This window comes from Streptomyces sp. 2323.1 (assembly GCF_900221035.1).
GTDB classification, from domain to species: Bacteria; Actinomycetota; Actinomycetes; order Streptomycetales; family Streptomycetaceae; genus Streptomyces; species Streptomyces sioyaensis.
Genome location: NZ_LT907981.1, coordinates 4,466,685 through 4,489,402, shown reverse-complemented (window position 1 = coordinate 4,489,402; position 22,718 = coordinate 4,466,685). Strand labels below are relative to the sequence as shown.

Below are 22,718 nucleotides of genomic sequence, written 5' to 3'. Positions count from 1 at the left end.
TCACTGGCTCCCCGGCCGAACTCCCGTCAGACCTCTTCGACGCTGCTCGGCTCGCGCCGGGACAGGTCGATGCCGAGCTCCTCCGCAGCGCGGAAGACGTCCTCGTCGGTGTCGCGCATCTCGATGGACATGCCGTCCGAGGACAGCACCTCCACGTTGAGGCACAGGGACTGCATTTCCTTGATGAGCACCTTGAAGGACTCGGGAATGCCGGGCTCGGGGATGTTCTCGCCCTTGACGATGGCCTCGTAGACCTTCACGCGGCCGGTCACGTCGTCGGACTTGATCGTCAGCAGCTCCTGGAGGGCGTATGCGGCGCCGTATGCCTCCAGCGCCCACACCTCCATCTCACCGAACCGCTGGCCACCGAACTGAGCCTTACCACCCAGCGGCTGCTGGGTGATCATCGAGTACGGACCGGTCGAACGCGCGTGGAGCTTGTCGTCGACCAGGTGGTGCAGCTTGAGGATGTACATGTACCCGATCGAGATCGGGTCCGGGAACGGCTCACCGGAGCGGCCGTCGAACAGCCGCGCCTTGCCGGAGCCCTTGACCATCCGCTCACCGTCACGGTTGGGGATCGTCGACTCGAAGAGACCGGAGATCTCGTCCTCGCGCGCACCGTCGAACACCGGGGTGGCGACGTTGGAGCCGGGGGCGACCTCGTCGGCGGAGATCGAGTGGAGACGCTTCTTCCACTCCTCCTCGACACCCTCGACCTTCCAGCCCTGGCTGGCGAGCCAGCCGAGGTGGATCTCCAGGACCTGACCCGGGTTCATTCGGGACGGGACACCCAGCGGGTTGAGGATGATGTCGACCGGGGTGCCGTCCTCCAGGAACGGCATGTCCTCGACCGGCAGGATCTTCGAGATGACGCCCTTGTTGCCGTGCCGGCCGGCGAGCTTGTCACCGTCGGTGATCTTGCGCTTCTGGGCGACGTAGACGCGGACCAGCTGGTTCACGCCCGGGGGCAGCTCGTCGCCCTCTTCGCGGTCGAAGACGCGGACACCGATGACCTTGCCGATCTCACCGTGCGGCACCTTCAGCGAGGTGTCGCGCACCTCGCGCGCCTTCTCACCGAAGATCGCGCGGAGCAGGCGCTCCTCGGGGGTCAGCTCGGTCTCACCCTTGGGCGTGACCTTGCCGACGAGGATGTCGCCGGCGACGACCTCGGCACCGATCCGGATGATGCCGCGCTCGTCGAGGTCGGAGAGGACCTCCTCGGAGACGTTCGGGATGTCCCGGGTGATCTCCTCGGGGCCCAGCTTGGTGTCACGGGCGTCGACCTCGTGCTCCTCGATGTGGATCGAGGAGAGGACGTCGTCCTGCACGAGGCGCTGCGACAGGATGATCGCGTCCTCGTAGTTGTGGCCCTCCCACGGCATGAACGCGACGAGCAGGTTCTTGCCGAGCGCCATCTCGCCTTCGTCCGTGGACGGACCGTCGGCGAGGACCTGGCCCTCGATGACCCGCGCGCCCTCGTCCACGACGACCTTCTGGTTGAAGGAGGTGCCCTGGTTGGAGCGGGTGAACTTGGCGACGCGGTACGTGGTGTACGTGCCGTCGTCGTTGGCGACGGTGATGTAGTCCGCGGAGACCTCCTGGACCACACCGTCCTTCTCCGCCTTGATGACGTCACCGGCGTCGACCGCACAGCGGTACTCCATGCCGGTGCCGACCAGCGGCGACTCCGCCTTGATCAGCGGAACGGCCTGGCGCATCATGTTCGATCCCATGAGCGCGCGGTTGGCGTCGTCGTGCTCGAGGAACGGGATCATGGCGGTCGCGGCCGACACCATCTGGCGCGGCGAGACGTCCATGAAGTCGACCTCGTCGGCGGGGACCAGGTCGACCTCGCCGCCACGACGGCGGACCAGGACACGCTGCTCGGAGAACCGCATGTCCTCGGAGAGCTTCGCGTTGGCCTGGGCGATCAGGAAGCGGTCCTCCTCGTCAGCGGTGAGGTAGTCCACCTCCTCCGTGACCTGGCCGTCGACGACCTTGCGGTACGGCGTCTCGATGAAGCCGAAGACGTTGACCCGGCCGTAGGAGGCCAGCGAGCCGATGAGACCAATGTTGGGACCTTCAGGGGTCTCAATCGGGCACATGCGGCCGTAGTGCGAGGGGTGCACGTCACGGACGTCCAGACCGGCCCGCTCACGGGAGAGACCACCCGGGCCCAGCGCCGAGAGACGACGCTTGTGGGTCAGACCCGACAGCGGGTTGGTCTGGTCCATGAACTGCGACAGCTGGCTGGTGCCGAAGAACTCCTTGATGGAGGCGACGACCGGCCGGATGTTGATCAGGGTCTGCGGCGTGATCGCCTCGACGTCCTGGGTCGTCATGCGCTCCCGCACGACGCGCTCCATACGCGCCAGACCCGTACGGACCTGGTTCTGGATGAGCTCGCCGACGTTGCGCAGACGACGGTTGCCGAAGTGGTCGATGTCGTCGGTCTCGACAACGATGGAGTTGCCGTTCTCGCCGATCGTCTCGGTCTCGCCGGCGTGCAGCTTGACCAGGTACTTGATCGTGGCGATGACGTCATCGGTGGTCAGCACACCGGCGTCGAGCGGCTCGTCGCCGCCGAGCTTCTTGTTCACCTTGTAGCGGCCGACCTTCGCGAGGTCGTAGCGCTTGGGGTTGAAGTAGAGGTTCTCGAGCAGCGTCTGCGCGGCCTCACGGGTCGGCGGCTCGCCCGGGCGCAGCTTGCGGTAGATGTCGAGCAGCGCGTCGTCCTGACCCTGGGTGTGGTCCTTCTCCAGGGTGGCGCGCATCGACTCGTACTCGCCGAACTCCTCAAGGATCTGCTCGGTGGTCCACCCGAGCGCCTTGAGCAGGACGGTCACGGACTGCTTACGCTTACGGTCGATGCGCACACCGACCATGTCGCGCTTGTCGATCTCCATCTCCAGCCAGGCACCCCGGGACGGGATGATCTTGGCGGAGAAGATGTCCTTGTCGGACGTCTTGTCGATGGAGCTGTCGAAGTACACGCCCGGCGAGCGGACCAGCTGCGAGACGACGACACGCTCGGTGCCGTTGATGCAGAAGGTTCCCTTGTTGGTCATGAGCGGGAAGTCGCCCATGAAGACCGTCTGGGACTTGATCTCGCCGGTCTCGTTGTTCGTGAACTCAGCGGTGACGAAGAGCGGAGCGGCGTACGTGAAGTCGCGCTCCTTGCACTCGTCGATGGAGTTCTTCGGGGGCTCGAAGCGGTGGTCGCGGAACGTCAGCGACATCGACCCGGAGAAGTCCTCGATCGGGGAGATCTCTTCGAAGATCTCTTCCAGACCGGACTTGGTGGGGACTTCCTGCCCACTCTCCAGCGCAGCCTCGACGCGACCCTTCCATGCGGCATTGCCGAGCAGCCAGTCGAAGCTTTCGGTCTGCAGCGCAAGGAGGTTCGGAACCCCGAGGGGCTCCTTGATCTTCGCAAAAGAGATGCGCAGCGGGGCGGTGCTGTCGCCGTTGTTCGTATTGGCAGTCGAGGCGTTGCGCGAGGCGGCCAAGAGGGGGTCCTTCCGAGGGCTCGGACTCACTACGCGCGTACCGGTCCCGAACCGAACAGACTGAGGGAGAGCCCAGGTCAGGGCGGTTCTTCAGCTTTGCTCGGGCTCGGGTATGCCCCTGGTGACGGGCAGGGAGCAGCTAACAGGCAGCGCAAAGGGTCAGTGTAGCCACTCGGCCCACTGATGTCCAGAGCGAGTTTCCGGAGACCGGTTCAGCACCGTGATACCGATCTTCTCCCTCCGGGAGGTCATGTCCTCCGCACCGGAGGAAGCCCTCGTTTGTTCTTCTCAATGCCCTGCGCCTGCCGAAAGCCCTGCGCCAGTGGCGCACACCGATGCTTCCCTCTTCGTCGGCGATCCATGCCTCGAACCCTGGATCGCTTCTGCGTCGCGTCCCGAGAATTGCGCGCCGCGTCCGGTTCGTCAAGGCCCCCCACCTCTGGGAGATCGTCACATGGGGGCAGGTCCGGGCAACGAAGATCACCATACTCGCACGCAGGCGCGAGGCAATGCAGCTGTGACGAGCACGCCGAAGGGCGACCACCCGCATGGGTGATCGCCCTTGGCTGGTGTCCCTGACGCCTCAGGCGCTCAGGACGTGAGTCGGAGACTCAGTGAAGTCACTTGACCTCGACGGAGGCGCCGGCGGCCTTGAGGGACTCGGCAGCCTTGTCGGCGGCCTCCTTGGCGACCTTCTCGAGGACCGGCTTCGGGGTGCCGTCGACGAGGTCCTTGGCCTCCTTCAGGCCCAGGGAGGTCAGCTCACGCACGACCTTGATGACCTGGATCTTCTTGTCGCCCGCACCGGTGAGGATGACGTCGAACTCGTCCTGCTCCTCGACGGCCTCGGCGGCCGGGGCGCCCGGGGCACCGGCGGCGGCAACGGCGACCGGGGCGGCGGCCTCGACGTCGAACTTGTCCTCGAACGCCTTCACGAACTCGGAGAGCTCGATGAGGGTCATCTCCTCGAACTGCGCGAGCAGGTCTTCCTGGCTGAGCTTCGCCATGGTGGCGGTCCTTCCACTAATTCGGCTGGTGCCGGATGTACATGTCTGGCGGGCGTACTTCGGGCCCGCTGGGCGTCCGAGTGATTACTCGGCAGCCTCGGCGGGAGCCGGCGTACCGGCACCGCCCTGCTCGACCTTGCTGCGAAGCGCGTCCGCGGTGCGGGCGAACTTCGTGAGCGGGGCCTGGAGGGTCGCCGCGGCCTTGGCCGTGGACGCCTTCATCGCTCCCGCCAGCTTGGCGAGCAGAACCTCACGGGACTCAAGGTCCGCAAGCTTCTTGATCTCGTCGGCAGACAGTGCCTTGCCGTCAAGGACACCGCCCTTGATGACGAGAGAGGGGTTCTCCTTGGCGAAGTCACGAAGACCCTTCGCCGCCGTGACCGGGTCACCGGTCACGAAGGCAACAGCGGTCGAGCCCTTGAGGTGCTCGTCCAGCTGAATCCCGGCCTCCTTGGCCGCGATCTTGGTCAGCGTGTTCTTCACCACACGGTACTGAGCGTTCTCGCCGAGAGAACGACGCAGCTCCTTGAGCTGCGCCACAGTCAGTCCGGTGTAAGAAGTCACAACAGCTGCGTGGGAGTCGCGGAGCTTCTCCGTGATCTCCGCAACGGCTGCGTTCTTGTCAGACGTCGCCATGAGCCTCGGCCTCCTTCCGGGTGATGAGGACCGCGCAGAAGGGGCTGGGCAAAACAAACGCCCCGGCGCAGGCGCACGGGGCGTACTCAACCGGAACGAAAATTCCGTCCGGGAGTTCATCCATACACGCCTGCGCAGGCCGTCCGCAGCTAGCGGATCCTTCGGCCACCACACGCCCGGAGTTCGGACGCGCAGAGACAACCAGCGGTCTTTGGCTTCCGGGAAAAGATACGGGAGCGGACGGCGGTCAGGCAAATCGGCCTGAGCAGGGGCATCCGTGAGCCCCCGCCCAGGCCGTCACACGTGCTGCGGTGCCGGTCAGGCGCCGGGCGCGGTCGTCGTCTGGCTCGCCGGCGGCGGGGCCACGTCGACCTTGGTGCCGTAGTCCGAGAAGAGCGCCGTGGAGCTGCTCGGCTGCTTGCCGCCGAGCTTCTCCTCCTTCTTGACCAGCAGGTTGTCGGCGTCGATCCAGACGTCGAGCTGCTCGCTCTTCGCGCCGCCCTTTTCGAGCTGCTTCTGGACCAGGTCACGGACCGACTTGCTGACCTTGCCGCTCAGCTGGGCCATCGTGACGGTGCCGGTGTAGTGCGTCGCCTGGACGCCGTTCACGGCCTCCTTGCCGACCGCCTTGGCCGTGCCGGAGGCGATCAGCAGCTCGATCGGCTGGCTCGGGTTCGCGTTCTGCAGGACGTCCTGGAAGAGCGTGCCGGAGCCGCCCAGCTGCTTCGACAGCGCCGCGTACGAGTACTTCATCCAGGGCTTGCTGCTCGCACCCGGCATGGCCGCGCCCATGTTCATGTACACGGCGTCCTTGGTGTAGATCGCCTTGATCGGCTTACCGGGGCTCCCCCCGCCGGTCATGGTGTTCTCCACGTTCATCTGCATGCCCTGCGTCCAGTCCAGCCCGCCCTTGGTGGACTGCTTCACCTGGCCGTTGGTGGTGGTCGTGGTCGTCGAGCCGTCGATCTTCGCGGTCTTCTTGCCCGCGGTCGCCTCCTGGGCGGCCTTCAGCGCGTCCACCGGGTCCTGCTTGCCGCCCGCTGTGTCGCTGCTCCCGCCGCTGCTGCTGCCGCCGCCAGAGGCCTTGCCGCCGTCGTCGTTACAGGCGCTCAGGCTGCCGACCAACATCACTGCACCCGCCACGGCGGCGGCTATACGCGTGCTACGCACGTGAGGCTCCCCCTTAGATCATCTTTATGGACCTCGGGGCGACTGTAATGCAGGGCACCGACAGCACATGCGTCAGGCCCCGCCCCTCCCGGAGGAGAGACGGGGCCTGACGCGATGCAGACGCGCTACGAGGCGCTGATCAAGGAGATCAGACGGCCTCGTCCTCGACGAGGAGGTTGCGGGTGCGGTTGGCGTCCAGCGGGATGCCGGGGCCCATCGTGGTGGTGATGGTGGCCTTCTTGATGTAGCGGCCCTTGGCGGCGGACGGCTTGAGGCGGGTGATCTCCTCGAGCGCCGCGGCGTAGTTCTCCACCAGCTTGGTCTCGTCGAAGGAGACCTTGCCGATGATGAAGTGGAGGTTCGCGTGCTTGTCCACGCGGAACTCGATCTTGCCGCCCTTGATGTCGGTGACAGCCTTGGCGACATCCGGGGTGACGGTGCCGGTCTTCGGGTTCGGCATCAGACCACGGGGACCGAGCACGCGGCCGAGGCGGCCGACCTTGCCCATGAGGTCCGGGGTGGCGACGACGGCGTCGAAGTCCAGACGGCCCTTGGAGACCTCGTCGATCAGTTCGTCCGAGCCGACGATGTCGGCGCCGGCGGCTTCCGCGGCCGCAGCACGGTCACCGGTCGCGAAGACCAGGACCCGGGCGGTCTTACCGGTGCCGTGCGGGAGGTTCACGGTGCCACGGACCATCTGGTCGGCCTTGCGCGGGTCGACGCCCAGACGCATGGCGACCTCGACGGTCGCGTCGAACTTGACGGAGGCGGTGTCCTTGGCGAGACGGACGGCCTCGAGGGGGGCGTACAGACGCTCCCGGTCGATCTTCGCGTCCGCATTGCGAAGAGTCTTGCTGCGCTTCACTTCTGCTCCTGGTGCAGTGGGGTGGAGTCGTGGTGCGGACCAGCGCCTGGTCCTGCCACGGGGTGCCGAAAGAGGCTGAGGATCAGCCCTCGATCGTGATGCCCATGGAACGGGCGGTGCCAGCGATGATCTTCTCGGCGGAGTCGAGGTCGTTGGCGCTCAGGTCGGGCATCTTGGTGGTGGCGATGTCGCGGACCTGGTCGCGGGTGATCTTGGCGACCTTGGTCTTGTGCGGCTCGCCGGAGCCCTTCTCCACGCCCGCGGCCTTCAGGATGAGCTTCGCGGCCGGCGGGGTCTTGGTGATGAAGGTGAAGGAACGGTCTTCGTAGACCGTGATCTCCACCGGCACGACCATGCCACGCTGCGACTCGGTCGCGGCGTTGTAGGCCTTGCAGAACTCCATGATGTTGACGCCGTGCTGGCCCAGCGCGGGGCCGACCGGCGGGGCCGGGTTTGCGGCGCCGGCGCTGATCTGGAGCTTGATAAGCCCCGTGACCTTCTTCTTCTTGGGAGGCATGCTCTCTCCGGGTCCTAGTGAGAGGTGTTTCGCCGATCCATCCGGTCATCCGGATGGAGGCATACCGCACAACGATAACGGGTATGGTCGTGCGGCCAAAAACCGAGCAGGTCAGACCGGCTGTGAGCCCGTCTGACCTGGTCGATTTGGCTGGTGTTCCGGAAGAACCTAGTTCTTCTGGATCTGGTCGAAGCTCAGCTCGACCGGGGTCTCGCGGCCGAAGATCTCCACGAGGCCCTTGACCTTCTTCGAGTCGGCGTTGATCTCGTTGATCGTCGCCTGGAGCGTCGCGAACGGGCCGTCGGTGACGGTGACGGAGTCGCCCACCTCGAAGTCCAGCACCTGGACCTCGACCTTGCGGGACGGCGCCGGCTTGCCCTCGGCCGCGGCGGCCTCCTTGGCGGCCTTCTCCTCGGCCTCCGGGGCGAGCATCTTGACGATCTCGTCCAGCGTCAGCGGGTAGGGGTCGTAGGCGTTGCCGACGAAGCCGGTGACACCCGGGGTGTTGCGGACGACGCCCCAGGACTCGTTCGTCAGGTCCATCCGCACCAGCACATAGCCCGGGAGCTTGTTCTGGCGGATGGTCTTGCGCTCGCCGTTCTTGATCTGGGCGACCTCTTCCTGCGGCACCTCGGCCTGGAAGATGAAGTCCTCGACGTTCAGCGAGACGGCACGCTGCTCAAGGTTGGTCTTCACGCGGTTCTCGTACCCCGCGTAGGTGTGGATGACGTACCACTCACCGGGCAGGCCACGGAGCTCGTCGCGGAGGGCGGCGACGGGGTCGACCGGCTCCTCCTCGTCCTCGGGGACCTCGGCGGCGGCCTCGGCGTCCTCGTCGACGTGCACCGCGGCCTCTTCGGCGGGCTCACCGGCGGCGGCGTCCTCGGCGTCGAGCTCGTCGACCGCGTCGGCGTTCTCGACGATGTCACGCGCGGTGTCGTCGCCCTCGACCTCGGCCGAGGCGGCCGCGTCCACGTCGGCCGCTGCCGTTTCGGCGGAGTCGGCGGCGTCGTTCAGGTTCGGGTCAGACACGGTGGCTGCTTCTTCCTGGCTTCAAGGGGTTGAACATGCGAAATGGGCGCCCGCTGAGGCGCCCTCCGCGGGATCAGCCGAAGACGTACCCGACGACTCGGTTGATTCCCAAGTCAATCACGGTTACGAGACCGATGATGATGACAACGAAGACGATCACCACACTGGTGTACGTCGACAACTGGTTGCGCGTGGGCCAGACGACCTTGCGGAGCTCCGCCACGATCTGGCGGTAGAAAAGCGCGAGCCGCGCGAACGGGCCCTTCTTGCCGCGCTTGCCGCCGCGACGGGGCTTCTTCTGGGACTCCGCGGTCTCATCCTCGGAGCGACCGCGCTCAGGCATGTCGATGGAGCCCAGGGCGTCCGTCACTCGTCCTCACCTGAATCCGGGTCGTGGCCGTGCCGCGCCCTGCTCCTGCCGCACGGCGGTGCATGTCATACGTACGCGTGCACGCACTGCGGTGGAGAGTGCGTGTAGCAGGGCCGGAGGGACTTGAACCCCCAACCGCTGGTTTTGGAGACCAGTGCTCTACCAATTGAGCTACGACCCTTTGTGGTTCCCCCAACCTACCGCATGCGGGCGACTGCACTTGGTGCATGTGCCGCGGCGACCTGTTGGGAGCCAACGGTCAGCGAGTGTACGTGGTTCGGGGCCGGTCGTCGAACACGATCCTCGCGGGTGGTGCCCGCAAACCCGTGTTCCGGGCTCGTCGGAGGTCTGCAACGATGCATGTATGAGCGCTGCAACCCCTTCCGCATCGTCCGCCACCGAACGCCGGGTCTCGGCCCGCGTCGGTTCGATCTCCGAGTCCGCGACCCTCGCCGTAGACGCCAAGGCGAAGGCCCTCAAGGCCGCCGGACGCCCGGTGATCGGCTTCGGCGCCGGTGAGCCCGACTTCCCCACGCCCGGCTACATCGTCGAGGCCGCCGTCGAGGCCTGCCGCAACCCGAAGTACCACCGCTACACCCCGGCCGGCGGCCTCCCCGAGCTGAAGACCGCGATCGCCGCGAAGACGCTGCGCGACTCCGGCTACGAGATCGAGGCCGCGAACGTCCTGGTGACGAACGGTGGCAAGCAGGCGATCTACGAGGCGTTCGCAGCGATCCTCGACCCGGGTGACGAGGTCATCGTCCCGGCGCCGTACTGGACCACCTACCCCGAGTCGATCCGTCTCGCCGGCGGTGTGCCGGTCGACGTGGTCGCCGACGAGACCACCGGCTACCGCGTGACCGTGGAGCAGCTGGAGGCGGCCCGTACGGACCGCACCAAGGTGCTGCTGTTCGTCTCGCCGTCGAACCCGACCGGCGCGGTCTACACCCGCGAGCAGGTCGAGGCGGTCGGCCGCTGGGCCGCCGAGCACGGCCTGTGGGTGCTGACCGACGAGATCTACGAGCACCTGGTCTACGGCGACGCGGAGTTCTCGTCGCTGCCGGTGGTCGTCCCGGAGCTGCGCGACAAGTGCATCATCGTCAACGGCGTGGCGAAGACGTACGCGATGACCGGCTGGCGGGTGGGCTGGGCGATCGGCCCCAAGGACGTCATCAAGGCCGCCGCGAACCTCCAGTCGCACGCCACGTCCAACGTCTCGAACGTGGCGCAGGCCGCGGCCATCGCGGCGGTCTCCGGCGATCTGACGGCCGTCGAGGAGATGAAGGTCGCCTTCGACCGCCGCCGCCGCAAGATCGTGGAGATGCTCAACGAGATCAACGGCGTGCTGTGCCCCGAGCCGGAGGGCGCGTTCTACGCGTACCCGTCGGTGAAGGAGCTCCTGGGCAAGGAGATCCGCGGCAAGCGCCCGCAGACCAGCGTGGAGCTGGCCGAGCTGATCCTGGAGGAGGCGGAGGTCGCCGTCGTCCCGGGTGAGGCCTTCGGCACCCCCGGCTACCTGCGGCTTTCGTACGCGCTGGGCGACGAGGACCTGGTCGAGGGCGTGTCCCGCCTCCAGAAGCTGCTGGCGGAGGCCAAGTAGCTCACCAGAACGGCCCTACCTGCGGATATCCGGAGGTGACACGAGCGGGCGCCGGGATCCCTTCCCGGCGCCCGCTCGTCCGTTCTCCCGGACACCCCTTCGGGAAAGGCCCTACCGGCGTACCGGTCTCATACGGCAAGATCCTGGGATGGAGAGCGTTTGTGCCCGCGGCGGAGCCGCCATTCGAGACCTGCGCCGATTGCCGAAGGCCCATCTGCACCTGCACTTCACCGGTTCGATGCGGTCCACGACCCTGCTGGAGCTCGCCGACAAATACGGCGTCCATCTGCCGGAGGCGCTGCGGGGCGGTGAGCCGCCCAGGCTGAGGGCCACGGACGAGCGCGGCTGGTTCCGCTTCCAGCGGCTGTACGACATCGCGCGGTCCTGTCTGCGGGCGCCCGAGGACATCCAGCGGCTGGTGCGCGAGGCCGCCGAGGAGGACGTCCGCGACGGGTCGCGCTGGCTGGAGATCCAGGTCGACCCGACCTCGTACGCGCCACGGCTGGGCGGGCTGATCCCGGCCCTGGAGGTCATTCTGGACGCGGTGCACAGCGCGTCCCGTGACACCGGGCTCGGCATCCGCGTCCTGGTCGCCGCGAACCGTATGAAGCACCCGCTGGACGCCCGTACGCTGGCGCGGCTCGCGGTGCGCTACGCCGACCACGGAGTGATCGGTTTCGGGCTGTCCAACGACGAACGCCGGGGTTTCGCCCGGGACTTCGACCGCGCCTTCGCCATCGCGCGCGAGGGCGGGCTGCTGGCGGCACCGCACGGCGGGGAGCTGTCGGGGCCGGCCAGCGTCCGGGACTGCCTGGACGATCTGCACGCCGGCCGGGTGGGGCACGGCGTCCGGGCCGCGGAGGACCCCGCGCTGCTGCGCCGGCTGGCCGCGCGCGGGGTGACCTGCGAGGTGTGCCCGTCGTCGAACGTGGCACTGGGGGTCTACGAGAAGCCGGAGGACGTGCCGCTGCGGACGCTGTTCGACGCGGGCGTGCCGATGGCGCTGGGCGCGGACGACCCCCTGCTGTTCGGCGCGCGGCTGGCCGCGCAGTACGAGATCGCCCGCACCGCGCACGACTTCACCGATGCCGAACTGGCCGAGCTGGCCCGGCAGTCGGTCCGCGGCTCGTGCGCCCCGCAGGACGAGCAGCAGCGGCTGCTGGCGGGGATCGACGCCTGGCTGGCGGATGAGGACCGGGGCCTCTGCTAGAGGCTGACGCCGACCGTGACCGGTTCGTTGACGAGCGTGACGCCGAAGGCCGCGTGCACGCCGTCGCGGACCTCGCGGGCCAGGGCGAGCAGGTCCTCGGTGGTGGCCTTGCCGCGGTTGGTGAGCGCGAGGGTGTGCTTGGTGGAGATGCGGGCCGGGCCGCTGCCGTAGCCCTTGGTGAAGCCGGCCCGGTCGATGAGCCAGGCGGCGGAGGTCTTGACCAGGCCGTCGCCGGCCGGGAACGCGGGCGGGGCGACATCGGGGCCGAGGCGGTCCTGGACCCGCTGGAGGAAGGCGGCGTGCTCGGCCTCGCTGAGGATCGGGTTGGTGAAGAAGGAGCCGGCCGACCAGGTGTCGTGGTCCTCGGGGTCCAGCACCATGCCCTTGCCCGCGCGCAGGGCCAGGACGGTCTGTCGGGCGACGGCGGCCGGGACCCGGTCACCGGCCTCGACGCCGAGGGCGCGGGCGGTCTCGGGGTACTTCAGGGGCGCGGAGAGGCCCCCGGCGTCCTCCAGGGCGAAGCGCACCCGCAGCACCACGAACCGCTCGGGGTGCTCCTTGAAGCGGCTGTGGCGATAGGAGAAGCCGCACTCCGCGCCCGGGATCGTGACGGTCTCGCCGGCCCGGCGGTCGTAGGCGACGACCTCGGTGATCGTGGTGGAGACCTCCTGGCCGTACGCGCCCACGTTCTGGATCGGGGTGGCGCCCGCCGAGCCGGGGATGCCGGCCAGGCACTCCACGCCGGCCAGTCCGGCCTCGACCGTACGGGCGACCGCATCGGACCAGTTCTCACCGGCGGCGAGCGTGAGGGCCGTGCCGTCGAGCTCGAAGCCACGGGTGGCGATGCGCAGGGCCGTGCCGTCGAAGCCCTTGTCACCGATGACGAGGTTGCTGCCGCCGCCGATGATCAGCAGCGGGTCCCCGGCGTCGTCGGCCGCGCGGACGGCCGCGATCACCTCGTCGTCGGTGGTGGCCGTGACGAGGCGGGTGGCCGGGCCGCCGAGGCGGAAGGTGGTCAGCGGGGCGAGGGGCGCGTCATGGAGTTCCTGCACGCGCCCAAGGGTACGGGGGCGGTCCGACATCCTCGGCCGGCCGCCCCCGGCGGCAGCAGTCAGGCGAGGCGGACCACGGCGCGGGACATGCCCAGCACCTTCTGGCCCGCGCTCATCGCGGTGAGATCGACCCGGACCGTACGGTCGTCGTCGTCCAGCTTGGCCGCGATCTTGGCGCTGACCTCGATCAGCGCACCGGTCTCGTCGTTGGGGACGATGACGGGCTTGGTGAAGCGCACGCCGTACTCGGCGACCGCGCCCGGGTCGCCGGCCCAGTCGGTGACCACGCGGATCGCCTCGGCCATGGTGAACATGCCATGGGCGATGACGTCCGGCAGCCCGACCTCCTTGGCGAACTTCTCGTTCCAGTGGATCGGGTTGAAGTCGCCGGAGGCACCCGCGTACCGGACGAGCGTGGCGCGGCTCACCGGGAAGGTCTGCGCCGGGAGTTCGGTGCCGACCTCGACCTCGTCGTAAGAAATCTTGGCGGTCATCTCAGGCCTCCCGGTCGGCGCGGGCCACCAGCTTGGTGAACGCGGTCACGACGTGTTCGCCGGCCTCGTCGTGCACCTCACCGCGGATGTCGATGATGTCGTTGCCCGCCATGCTCTTGATGGCCTCGATGGTGGAGGTGACGCTCAGCCGGTCCCCGCTGCGCACCGGCCGGGTGTAGGCGAACTTCTGGTCGCCGTGCACCACCCGGCTGTAGTCCAGGCCCAGTTGCGGGTCCTCGATGACCTGTCCCGCGGCCTTGAACGTGATCGCAAAGACGAACGTCGGCGGCGCGATCACATCGGAGTACCCGAGCGCCTTGGCTGCTTCGGCGTCGGTGTAGGCGGGGTTGGTGTCACCGATGGACTCGGCGAATTCCCGGATCTTTTCCCGGCCGACCTCGTAGGGGTCGGTGGGCGGGTACGTGCGCCCCACAAATGACTGGTCGAGCGCCATGGGCTCGCAACCTCCCTGTACTGATGGTGATAACGCCGTGAGGCCGCCCCCACGAATGGGGACGGCCTCACGGACGAGCCTGTGTTATCGCGTCTCGCGGTGCGCAGTGTGCGAGTTGCAACGGGGGCAGTGCTTCTTCATCTCAAGACGGTCCGGGTCGTTGCGCCGGTTCTTCTTGGTGATGTAGTTCCGCTCCTTGCACTCCACGCAGGCCAGCGTGATCTTCGGGCGGACGTCGGTGGCAGCCACGTGAGTGCTCCTTGACGGACGGATGGTCGGGTTAACGCATAGAAGAGTAGCCGATCGGAGGACCGACCCCACAATCGGCTACTGTCAGTAGCGGTGACCGGACTTGAACCGGTGACACAGCGATTATGAGCCGCTTGCTCTACCGACTGAGCTACACCGCTGTGATGCGAGGGGACCCCGCCCGAGGGCGGGAACCTCACACATCAGAGCCCCAATACGGAATCGAACCGTAGACCTTCTCCTTACCATGGAGACGCTCTGCCGACTGAGCTATTGGGGCGAGCGATGAAGACATTACACGGCCCGCCGCCAAACGTGAAATCCGTATCGGGCCGCGCCCCAACGGCCCCGGGCACCACACCGGTACGACTATTTCGCGCCTGCGCAACGCTCTCCGGGCAGCGTCCTAGGCTCGGAAGAACGCTGCGTGATCTTGCACGCCGGTGCTTTCGAGGAGCGCGATGTCCGACAGCAGTTCGCCGCAGCCCCAGCCCGGAAAGCCCGGCGGCGCCGGCCAATACGCCAGGCCGGAAAGCGGTGCGCTGGTGCTGTGCGGGGCCCGGCTGGCCGACGGCCGGACGGTGGACGTACGGCTCGGCGGCGGGCGCATCGAGGCCGTCGGGACGGCGGGCAGCCTCGCCCCGCAGGGCGCCCGGGTCGACCTCGCCGGCTACCTCCTGCTCCCCGCCCCCGCCGAGCCGCATGCGCACTGCGACACCGCCCTGACCGCGGACTCCGACGGCCCCGCCTCCGGCTCCCCCGAGGACGTCCAGCGGCGGACGACCGAGGCCGCGTTGCTGCAACTGGGGCACGGCGCCACCGCCTCGCGCAGCCACGTCAGGATCGGCGACGTCCAGGGCCTGCGCTCGCTGGAGGCGGTGTTGCAGGCCCGCAGGTCGCTGCGCGGGCTGGCCGATCTGGCGGCGGTGGCGGTGCCGCGGGTGCTGACCGGGGTGGCCGGTGCGGACGGGCTGGCGATGCTGCGGGACGCGGTGAAGATGGGCGCCTCGGTCATCGGCGGCTGCCCGGACCTCGACCCCGACCCCGCCGGGTACGTCGAGACGGTGCTGGAGCTGGCCGGCGAGCACGGCTGCCCGGTGGATCTGCACACCGACGGTGACGATCCGGCGCGGCTGGCGCGGTTCGCGGCGATGGCGGGCGGGCTGCGGCCGGGGGTCGCGCTCGGGCCGTGTGCGGGGATGGCGCGGATGCCGCGGAGCGTGGCCGCGCGGGTGGCCGAGCAGTTGGCCGCCGCCGGGGTCGCCGTCGTCTGTCTGCCGCAGGGCGACTGTACGGGCCTGGAGCGCTACGGCTCGCGGGTGTCGCGGCCGGCGCCGGTACGGCTGCTGCGGGCGGCCGGGGTGCGGGTGGCGGCGGGCAGCGGGGCGCTGCGGGACGTGGCGAACCCGGTGGGGCGCGGCGACCCGTTGGAGGCCGCGTACCTCCTGGCGTCCCTGGGCGAGGCCACGCCGGAGGCGGCGTACGAGACCGTGAGTTCGGCGGCGCGGGCCACGTTGAGCCTGCCGGAGGTGCGCGTCGAGGCGGGCTTCCCCGCGGAGCTGCTGGCGGTGCGCGGGGAGCGGATCGCCGGGGTGCTCTCGCTCGCCTACAGCCGGATCGTGATCCACCGGGGGCGGGTCGTCGCCCGGACCAGCGCGGTACGGGAGTACTGCGACTCGGCGGCGGAGGTGGCGCTGGAGCTGCCGCGGCAGTCGCAGCGCTGAGCCGCGGCGGCGAGAAGGCGGCGGCACCCGGCCGGTCCCGCACCGCGCGGCGGCCCATCGGCGTACGGTCGGGATCATGCGCATTGTCATCGCAGGTGGACATGGTCAGATCGCGCTGCGGCTGGAGCGGTTGCTCGCCGAGCGCGGGGACGAGGTCGCGGGCATCCTCCGCCGGCCGGAACAGGCCGGCGACGTGCTGGCCGCGGGTGCCGAGCCGGTGGTCTGCGACCTGGAGTCGGCGTCGGTGGAGGATGTCGCCCGGCACATGGAGGGGGCGGACGCGGCCGTCTTCGCGGCGGGCGCGGGCCCGGGCAGCGATGTCGGACGCAAGGACACGGTGGACCGGGGCGCGGCGGCCCTCTTCGCGGACGCGGCCGAGGCCGCGGGCGTCCGGCGCTTCCTCGTCGTCTCCTCCATGGGCGCGGACCGTGAGCCACCGGAGGGCACCGATCCGGTCTTCGCGGCGTATCTGCGGGCGAAGGGTGCCGCGGACGCGGACGTACGGGCCCGCGCCGGGCTGGACTGGACGATCCTGCGGCCCGGCCGGCTGACGAACGACCCCGGAACGGGCCTGGTGACGCTGGCCGAGTCGACCGGCCGCGACGAGGTGACCCGGGATGACGTGGCAGCCGTCCTGGCGGCGCTGCTCGACGAGCCGGGCACCATCGGCCGGACGCTGGAGCTGATCGGCGGGGAGGCGCCGGTGGCGGAAGCGGTGCGGGCGGTGGCAGGACGCTGAGGAGCGGCGTCCGCAGGGGGCAGCGAGGGCCGGCCCGGCACGGCGTGTGGAGATCTGACGGACCACGACGGCCCCCCGCTTCCGCTGCGCGGAGAGCCGTGCGGGCACTTTAGGGGCCGCCCCGCGGCCGCCCACGCACTCCCGGGATTCAGCGTCCGGGATCGAGAAGGCAGGAGACCGCACGAGGGACGCGAGAGCGCATCACAAAGGGCCCCTGGCTTGCGCATTCGCAAGCCAGGGGCCCTTTGCATTCCCTGTGGCGGCGCCAGGATTCGAACCTGGGAAGGCTGAGCCGGCAGATTTACAGTCTGCTCCCTTTGGCCGCTCGGGCACACCGCCTGGGTTTGCTGCCGGGAGACCCGCTGTGGGCGGTGCTCCGTGGCAACGACGTAAACCATACCCGATGACCGGGGGTGGTCTGCCACTCGATTCGGAAGCGCTGGATCTTGGTCGGGTGGCTAGGCTTGGCAGGCGGTCCGGGACGGGCCGTACCCCTGACGGATCTACGTACGAGGAGCCAACTCAACATGGCCGACTCCAGTTTCGACATCGTCTCGAAGGTAGAGCGGCAGGAGGTCGACAACGCCCTCAACCAGGCCGCCAAGGAGATCTCGCAGCGCTACGACTTCAAGGGCGTGGGCGCGTCGATCGAGTGGTCGGGCGAGAAGATCGAGATGCGGGCCAACGCCGAGGAGCGGGTGAAGGCCGTACTCGACATCTTCCAGTCCAAGCTGGTCAAGCGCGGGATCTCGCTGAAGGCGCTGGACGCCGGCGAGCCGCAGGCCTCGGGCAAGGAGTACAAGATCTTCGCCTCGATGGAGGAGGGGATCTCGCAGGACAACGCGAAGAAGGTCGCCAAGATCATCCGCGATGAGGGCCCGAAGGGCGTCAAGGCGCAGGTGCAGGGCGACGAGCTGCGGGTCAGCTCGAAGAGCCGGGACGACCTGCAGGCGGTGCAGCAGCTGCTGAAGGGCAAGGACCTGGACTTCGCGCTGCAGTTCGTGAACTACCGGTAGGAGCCCGGTTTTCGGGTGACACAAGGATGGGGCGGCGCGCTGTGGCGTGCCGCCCCACCTGTGTATGGGCGGGGCCCCACAGAGGCTCGTACGCGTTTGGGCGGCGGGGGTGCCGGCTGGGGCCCGGGTCAGCGCACCGCGAAGGGCTCGTCGGTCGGGACGATGTCGCGGCCGAGGGGCACGAGGGAGATCGGGATCATCTTGAAGTTGGCGATGCCGAACGGGATGCCGATGATCGTCACGCACAGGGCGAGGCCGGTGACGATGTGCCCGAGGGCCAGCCACCAGCCCGCGAAGATGATCCAGATGACGTTGCCGATCGCCGAGCCGACACCGGCGTCATGTCGCTGGACGGTCGTCCGGCCGAAGGGCCACAGGGCATAGCCGGCGATCCGGAAGGACGCGATGCCGAACGGGATCGTGATGATCAGGATGCAGCAGACGATTCCTGCGACGACATAGCCGATCGCCAGCCAGAAGCCGCTGAGGACCAGCCAGAGGACGTTGAGGATGAGCTTCATGATCAGCAGCCTTCCCAGGGCACGGCGGACAGTGTGTCTGCCGAGCTAGACGCGCTGAGTGCGGTGAATCGTTGCGTTCGTATCGTTGCCGTCCCGTCACAGCGTTGTCTTCATCATGCGATGGGTCCGCGGTGGCGGCCACTCTCCGCTTCCGGCGCCGGCCGGGCGTCAGGGGCGGCGGCCCGCCAGCTGTTCGAGGCGGGCGATGCGCTCGCGCATCGGGGGGTGGGTGGAGAACAGCCGGGTCATGCCCTCGCCCGCCCGGAAGGGGTTGGCGATCATCATGTGGCCGGCAGTCTCCAGGCGCGGTTCGGGCGGGAGCGGCAGCTGCTGGGTGCCGGCCTCCAGCTTGCGCAGGGCGGAGGCCAGGGCCAGCGGGTCGCCGGTGAGCTGGGCGCCCGAGGCATCGGCCGCGTACTCGCGGGAGCGACTGACGGCGAGCTGGATGAGGGAGGCCGCGACCGGGCCGAGGATCATGATCAGCAGCATGCCGAGGAGGCCGGGGCCCTCGTCGTCGTCGGAACGGCCGAGGGGGATCAGCCAGGCGAAGTTGACCAGGAACATCACGACGGAGGCCAGCGCGCCCGCGACGGAGGAGATGAGGATGTCGCGGTTGTAGACGTGGCTGAGTTCGTGGCCGATGACGCCGCGCAGTTCGCGTTCGTCGAGGAGCTGGAGGATGCCGTCGGTGCAGCAGACCGCGGCATTGCGGGGGTTGCGGCCGGTGGCGAAGGCGTTGGGTGCCTGGGTCGGGGAGAGGTACAGGCGCGGCATCGGCTGGCGGGCAGTGGTGGAGAGCTCGCGGACCATGCGGTACAGCTGGGGGGCCTCGAACTCGCTGACGGGGCGGGCGCGCATGGCCCGCAGCGCCAGTTTGTCGCTGTTCCAGTAGGCGTACGCGTTGGTGCCCAGGGCGACGAGAACGGCGACGATCAGGCCCGTACGGCCGAAGAGGCCGCCGATGACGATGATGAGGGCGGACAGGCCCCCGAGGAGTACGGCGGTCCTGAGCCCGTTGTGCCGGCGGTGCACGGTAGGCCCTCCAAGAGGTGCGGCAGGGGAACCCTGGGCTGCGTTTCTCCACTCTCCAGTGGATCCTTACTCACTGGTCAACGCGGGATGAACGGGCCTGGTTCCCCGGTGTGCGGGCGGCGGGCCGGGCAGGGGTACCCAGGCGCCCCGTGGGGCCGTGCCTCCGTACGGGTGGGCAGGCGGCCGTGCGGCCGTCAGGGGCGCCGGGTGCGGGGCCGCCAACTACTCAGAGCAGCGCCGCGGAGGCGAAGCGCAGCACGAGCTGCGGGGCGCCGGAGAGGGCGATGCCGAGGACGGCGGCGAGCGCGATGGCGGTGGCGAGCGGGGCCGGGAGGTCGGTGCGGTGCGGCGCCTGCGCGGGAGCGGCCTCGGGGGCCTGTGCCGCCGCGGGCTCCTCTGCTCCCCGGAAGAGGACCGTGGTCCACTGCAGGTAGTAGTAGAGCGCGATCACGACATTGACCGCCATGACCACGGCGAGCCAGGCCAGGCCCGCGTCGACGGCCGTGGAGAAGACCGTGACCTTGGCGAACAGGCCGATGATGCCCGGCGGCAGGCCGGCGAGGCAGAGCAGGAAGAAGCCGAGGGCGAGCGCCACCAGGGGCCGCCGGTGGTACAGGCCCCGGTAGTCGGTGATCCGGTTGGCGGGCCGGGTGCGGGCCACTACGGCGGCGACGGCGAAGGCGCCGAGGTTCACGGCCGCGTACATCAGGGCGTAGGCGACGGTGGAGCCGATGGCGCGCCCCGGGTCGTGCAGGTAGCCGGCCGCCGCGATCGGGACCAGGAGGTAGCCGGCCTGGCCGACGGAGGACCAGGCGAGCAGGCGTACGGCGCTGTGGGCGCGCCGGGGGTCCTGGCGCAGGGCCCCGACGTTGCCGACGGTCATGGTCAGCGCGGCGAGGACGGCCAGCGCCGGCCCCCAGACACCTGCGTACGAGGGGAAGCCCTGGACCGTGACGAGGATCAGGCCGGAGAAGCCGACGGCCTTGCCGACCACGGAGAGGTAGCCGGCGATCGGCAGCGGTGCGCCGACGTAGGTGTCCGGCACCCAGAAGTGGAACGGCGCGGCGGCGGTCTTGAAGGCGAAGCCGACGAGGGTGAGGGCGACGCCGGCGCTCGCCAGGGTGGCCAGCCGCGGGTCTGGGAGCGCGGTGAGGGCGTGCGCCACCTGGGAGAGGTGCAGGCTGCCGGTGGCCGCGTACAGGAAGCTCACGCCGAGCAGCATCACGGCAGTGGCGGCCACCGAGGACAGGAAGAATTTCAGCGCCGCCTCGGAGGAGAGCCGGTCGCCGCGCCGCAGTCCTACGAGGGCGAAGGCGGGCAGCGAGGCGACTTCGAGGGCGATGACGAGGGTGGCCAGGTCCCGGGAGGCGGGCAGCAGGGCGGCGCCGGCCGCCGAGGACAGCAGCAGGAACCAGTATTCGCCGGCGGGCAGGTCCCAGTCCTTGATGGTGTCGAGGGACAGCAGCGCGGTCAGCAGCGCCCCGGCGAGCACCAGGAACTGGATGACCAGGGCGAACGGGTCGGCCACATAGCTGCAGACATCGGGGTGGCCGGACAGGCAGAAGGTGCGGCGGTCGCCGCCCAGGAGCGGCAGCAGCGAGAGCGCGGCGAGCACGAGGCCCGCCGTCGCGAGCAGGCCCAGCAGCGGCTTGCGGGCCGCGGGCAGGAAGAGGTCGGCGACGAGCACCACCAGGGCGACGGCCGCGGTGACGGTGGGCGGCGCCAGGGCGAGCCAGTCGACGGACTGGACCAGCGAGGGGACCGAGCTCATCACTTACCGCCTCCGAGGAGCTGCTGGACGGCCGGGTCGGTGAGGCCGAGGAGGGCCGCGGGCCACAGTCCGGCGAGGACGGTGAGGGCGGCCAGGGGGGTCCAGGCCGCGTATTCGTAGCGCGCGAGGTCGGGGACGGCGGGCGCCGGTGCGGGCGTGCCGTCCGGGTCCGCGCCGGTCTCGCCGTCCGGGTCCGCGGCGCCGAGCACGGCGGCCCCGGCCAGGTCCACCGAGCCGCCCATGCAGACGCGGCGGACGACGAGCAGCAGGTAGGCGGCGGTCAGCAGGGTGCCGAGACCGGCCAGGACCATGAACGTCAGGAAGGCGGGGCGGCTGAGGCCGGCGGCCGGGCGGAAAGCGCCGAACATCGCCAGCATCTCGCCCCAGAATCCGGCCAGTCCGGGGAGCCCCAGGGAGGCGACCGCCCCGAAGGCGAGCAGGCCGCCGAAGCGGGGGGCCCGGGCGTAGAGGGCGGCGCCGGACGGTGCGGGAAGCAGTGCGGCGGCGCCGGACCCTGCGGGCCGGGGGCCGGGCGCGGAGCGGGCGAGGGTGTCGAGGTCGGTGCTGCCGGTGCGGTCCTTGAGCGCGCCGACCATGAAGAAGAGCAGGCCGGTGATCAGGCCGTGCGCGATGTTGGCGAACAGCGCCCCGTTCACGCCGGTGGGGGTCATGCTGGCGATGCCGAGCAGGACGAAGCCCATGTGGCCGACGGAGCTGTAGGCGATCAGGCGCTTGAGGTCGCCGCCCGCTCCCTTGCGGACGAGGGCCAGGCAGGCGAGCGAGCCGTAGATGATGCCGACGGCCGCCAGCGCGGCGAGGTACGGCGCGAAGGTGTGCATGCCCTCGGGCGTGATGGGCAGCGCGATCCGGACGAAGCCGTAGGTGCCCATCTTCAGCAGGACGCCGGCCAGCAGCACCGAGCCGACGGTGGGGGCGGCGGTGTGCGCGTCGGGCAGCCAGCTGTGCAGCGGCCACATCGGGGACTTGACCGCCAGGCCGATGCCGATCGCGAGCACCGCGAGCAGCTGAACCGTGTGGCTGAGCTGGGCTTTCGGGCCGTTGTCAGTGGCCAGTGCCACCATGTCGAACGTGCCGGTTTTCACGCCGATGAGAAGGAGGCCGAGCAGCATCACGACGGAGCCGAGCAGCGTGTAGAGGATGAACTTCCAGGCCGCCGCCTGCTTTTGGGCACCGCCCCAGCGGGCGATGAGGAAGTACATCGGGATGAGGACCATCTCGAAGGCGAGGAAGAAGAGCATCAGGTCGAGGACGGCGAAGGTGGCGAGGGTGCCGGCCTCAAGAGTGAGCAGCAGGGCCACAAATGCCTTGGGTGACGGGCCCGTTGGCATGCGGTAGTAGCTGTAGAGCGCGCAGAGGAAGGTCAGCAGCGCGGTCAGGACGAGGAGGGGGAGCGAGATGCCGTCGACGCCGAGGTGGATACGGATGCCGAGCGCCGGGATCCAGCTGATGTCGGTGGTGGCCTGCATACGGGCCGGGTGGCCGTGGTCGAAGCCGGCGGCCAGGGCGATGGCGGCGGCGAGCACGACGCCGGTGACAGTCACGCCGTGGCGCAGGACGGCCTGGTCGGGGTTCTTGCCCCTAAGGCCGGGCGGCGCCGGGAGCAGGGCGGCGAGCGCGCCGACGAGGGGCAGGACGACGAGGCCCGCGAGGAGAAGCTGCATAACGGTGTGATTCACGGGTCAGGCCCTCCTCAGGGTTTCGGCTCCGGCGAGGCAGGCCACGAGGG

The 22,718-nt window shown here is 69.4% G+C and carries 21 protein-coding genes and 4 tRNA genes; 5 read left to right on the top strand and 20 right to left on the bottom strand.

Annotated features, from left to right (window positions below; translation table 11 throughout):
• Positions 1-26: 26 nt before the first annotated feature.
• The 9 genes from rpoB to CPH93_RS19210 all read right to left on the bottom strand — a co-directional run bounded on the left by rpoB (position 27) and on the right by CPH93_RS19210 (position 9,290).
• Positions 27-3,512: a DNA-directed RNA polymerase subunit beta gene (rpoB, locus tag CPH93_RS19255; protein ID WP_096213549.1), complete on the bottom strand. Its 3,486-nt coding sequence runs from the start codon at positions 3,510-3,512 to the stop codon at positions 27-29.
• Between the two features lie 620 nt (positions 3,513-4,132).
• Positions 4,133-4,519: a 50S ribosomal protein L7/L12 gene (rplL, locus tag CPH93_RS19245; protein ID WP_093483810.1), complete on the bottom strand. Its 387-nt coding sequence runs from the start codon at positions 4,517-4,519 to the stop codon at positions 4,133-4,135.
• Between the two features lie 84 nt (positions 4,520-4,603).
• Entirely contained in the window at positions 4,604-5,155 is a 552-nt protein-coding gene (gene rplJ / locus CPH93_RS19240; protein ID WP_093483811.1) for a 50S ribosomal protein L10, read from the bottom strand.
• Positions 5,156-5,473: 318 nt separating this feature from the next.
• The gene (locus tag CPH93_RS19235; RefSeq protein WP_231976892.1) at positions 5,474-6,325 is read right to left on the bottom strand and encodes a hypothetical protein; all 852 of its coding nucleotides are present in this window, start codon (positions 6,323-6,325) and stop codon (positions 5,474-5,476) included.
• Between the two features lie 148 nt (positions 6,326-6,473).
• Entirely contained in the window at positions 6,474-7,190 is a 717-nt protein-coding gene (rplA, locus tag CPH93_RS19230; protein WP_093483812.1) for a 50S ribosomal protein L1, read from the bottom strand.
• Between the two features lie 82 nt (positions 7,191-7,272).
• Positions 7,273-7,707 carry a 50S ribosomal protein L11 gene (gene rplK / locus CPH93_RS19225; protein WP_006604863.1) on the bottom strand — a complete coding sequence of 145 codons (435 nt, stop codon included), beginning with the start codon at positions 7,705-7,707 and terminating at the stop codon, positions 7,273-7,275.
• Between the two features lie 168 nt (positions 7,708-7,875).
• Positions 7,876-8,739, bottom strand: coding sequence for a transcription termination/antitermination protein NusG (gene nusG / locus CPH93_RS19220; RefSeq protein ID WP_093483813.1), 864 nt, complete (start codon positions 8,737-8,739; stop codon positions 7,876-7,878).
• A gap of 73 nt (positions 8,740-8,812) precedes the next feature.
• A complete protein-coding gene (gene secE, locus CPH93_RS19215; RefSeq protein WP_006604861.1) occupies positions 8,813-9,109 on the bottom strand; it encodes a preprotein translocase subunit SecE in 297 nt (98 codons plus the stop codon).
• 108 nt (positions 9,110-9,217) lie between these two features.
• Positions 9,218-9,290 (bottom strand) — tRNA-Trp (locus CPH93_RS19210).
• Between the two features lie 183 nt (positions 9,291-9,473).
• Here CPH93_RS19210 and CPH93_RS19205 point away from each other — a divergent pair.
• Both CPH93_RS19205 and CPH93_RS19200 read left to right on the top strand, forming a co-directional pair.
• Complete coding sequence (locus tag CPH93_RS19205; RefSeq protein WP_093483814.1) at positions 9,474-10,709, top strand: pyridoxal phosphate-dependent aminotransferase; 1,236 nt, start codon at positions 9,474-9,476, stop codon at positions 10,707-10,709.
• A gap of 148 nt (positions 10,710-10,857) precedes the next feature.
• Positions 10,858-11,919: an adenosine deaminase gene (locus tag CPH93_RS19200; RefSeq protein ID WP_096213548.1), complete on the top strand. Its 1,062-nt coding sequence runs from the start codon at positions 10,858-10,860 to the stop codon at positions 11,917-11,919.
• Here CPH93_RS19200 and CPH93_RS19195 read toward each other — a convergent pair.
• The 6 genes from CPH93_RS19195 to CPH93_RS19170 form a co-directional block, all read right to left on the bottom strand.
• Positions 11,916-12,971 carry a UDP-N-acetylmuramate dehydrogenase gene (locus CPH93_RS19195; RefSeq protein ID WP_093483816.1) on the bottom strand — a complete coding sequence of 352 codons (1,056 nt, stop codon included), beginning with the start codon at positions 12,969-12,971 and terminating at the stop codon, positions 11,916-11,918. The two genes, CPH93_RS19200 and CPH93_RS19195, sit on opposite strands and share 4 nt — an antisense overlap.
• A 59-nt stretch (positions 12,972-13,030) precedes the next feature.
• Positions 13,031-13,465, bottom strand: coding sequence for a MaoC family dehydratase (locus CPH93_RS19190; protein WP_093648936.1), 435 nt, complete (start codon positions 13,463-13,465; stop codon positions 13,031-13,033).
• A 1-nt stretch (position 13,466) separates the two neighbouring features.
• Positions 13,467-13,919 carry a MaoC family dehydratase N-terminal domain-containing protein gene (locus tag CPH93_RS19185; RefSeq protein ID WP_093483818.1) on the bottom strand — a complete coding sequence of 151 codons (453 nt, stop codon included), beginning with the start codon at positions 13,917-13,919 and terminating at the stop codon, positions 13,467-13,469.
• 84 nt (positions 13,920-14,003) lie between these two features.
• Positions 14,004-14,168, bottom strand: a complete 165-nt coding sequence (rpmG, locus tag CPH93_RS19180; RefSeq protein ID WP_006604855.1) for a 50S ribosomal protein L33 — start codon at positions 14,166-14,168, stop codon at positions 14,004-14,006.
• Positions 14,169-14,256: 88 nt separating this feature from the next.
• Positions 14,257-14,329, bottom strand: a tRNA-Met gene (locus CPH93_RS19175).
• Between the two features lie 46 nt (positions 14,330-14,375).
• Positions 14,376-14,448 (bottom strand) — tRNA-Thr (locus CPH93_RS19170).
• A gap of 181 nt (positions 14,449-14,629) precedes the next feature.
• Here CPH93_RS19170 and CPH93_RS19165 point away from each other — a divergent pair.
• Both CPH93_RS19165 and CPH93_RS19160 read left to right on the top strand, forming a co-directional pair.
• Positions 14,630-15,892 carry an amidohydrolase family protein gene (locus CPH93_RS19165; RefSeq protein WP_093648937.1) on the top strand — a complete coding sequence of 421 codons (1,263 nt, stop codon included), beginning with the start codon at positions 14,630-14,632 and terminating at the stop codon, positions 15,890-15,892.
• Between the two features lie 76 nt (positions 15,893-15,968).
• Positions 15,969-16,631: an NAD(P)H-binding protein gene (locus CPH93_RS19160; RefSeq protein WP_096213547.1), complete on the top strand. Its 663-nt coding sequence runs from the start codon at positions 15,969-15,971 to the stop codon at positions 16,629-16,631.
• Positions 16,632-16,888: 257 nt separating this feature from the next.
• Here CPH93_RS19160 and CPH93_RS19155 read toward each other — a convergent pair.
• A tRNA-Tyr gene (locus CPH93_RS19155) sits at positions 16,889-16,970 on the bottom strand.
• 188 nt (positions 16,971-17,158) lie between these two features.
• Here CPH93_RS19155 and CPH93_RS19150 point away from each other — a divergent pair.
• Positions 17,159-17,647: a YajQ family cyclic di-GMP-binding protein gene (locus CPH93_RS19150; protein WP_006604852.1), complete on the top strand. Its 489-nt coding sequence runs from the start codon at positions 17,159-17,161 to the stop codon at positions 17,645-17,647.
• 128 nt (positions 17,648-17,775) lie between these two features.
• Here CPH93_RS19150 and CPH93_RS19145 read toward each other — a convergent pair whose 3' ends face one another.
• The 4 genes from CPH93_RS19145 to CPH93_RS19130 all read right to left on the bottom strand — a co-directional run bounded on the left by CPH93_RS19145 (position 17,776) and on the right by CPH93_RS19130 (position 22,653).
• On the bottom strand, positions 17,776-18,168 hold the full coding sequence (locus CPH93_RS19145) for a YccF domain-containing protein (protein ID WP_093483821.1): 393 nt from the start codon (positions 18,166-18,168) through the stop codon (positions 17,776-17,778).
• 168 nt (positions 18,169-18,336) lie between these two features.
• A complete protein-coding gene (gene htpX / locus CPH93_RS19140; protein ID WP_093483822.1) occupies positions 18,337-19,200 on the bottom strand; it encodes a zinc metalloprotease HtpX in 864 nt (287 codons plus the stop codon).
• A gap of 226 nt (positions 19,201-19,426) precedes the next feature.
• Entirely contained in the window at positions 19,427-20,971 is a 1,545-nt protein-coding gene (locus CPH93_RS19135; RefSeq protein ID WP_096213546.1) for an NADH-quinone oxidoreductase subunit N, read from the bottom strand.
• The gene (locus CPH93_RS19130) at positions 20,971-22,653 is read right to left on the bottom strand and encodes a complex I subunit 4 family protein (RefSeq protein ID WP_093483824.1); all 1,683 of its coding nucleotides are present in this window, start codon (positions 22,651-22,653) and stop codon (positions 20,971-20,973) included. The genes CPH93_RS19135 and CPH93_RS19130 overlap by 1 nt, the downstream gene beginning before the upstream one ends.
• Positions 22,654-22,718: the final 65 nt, after the last annotated feature.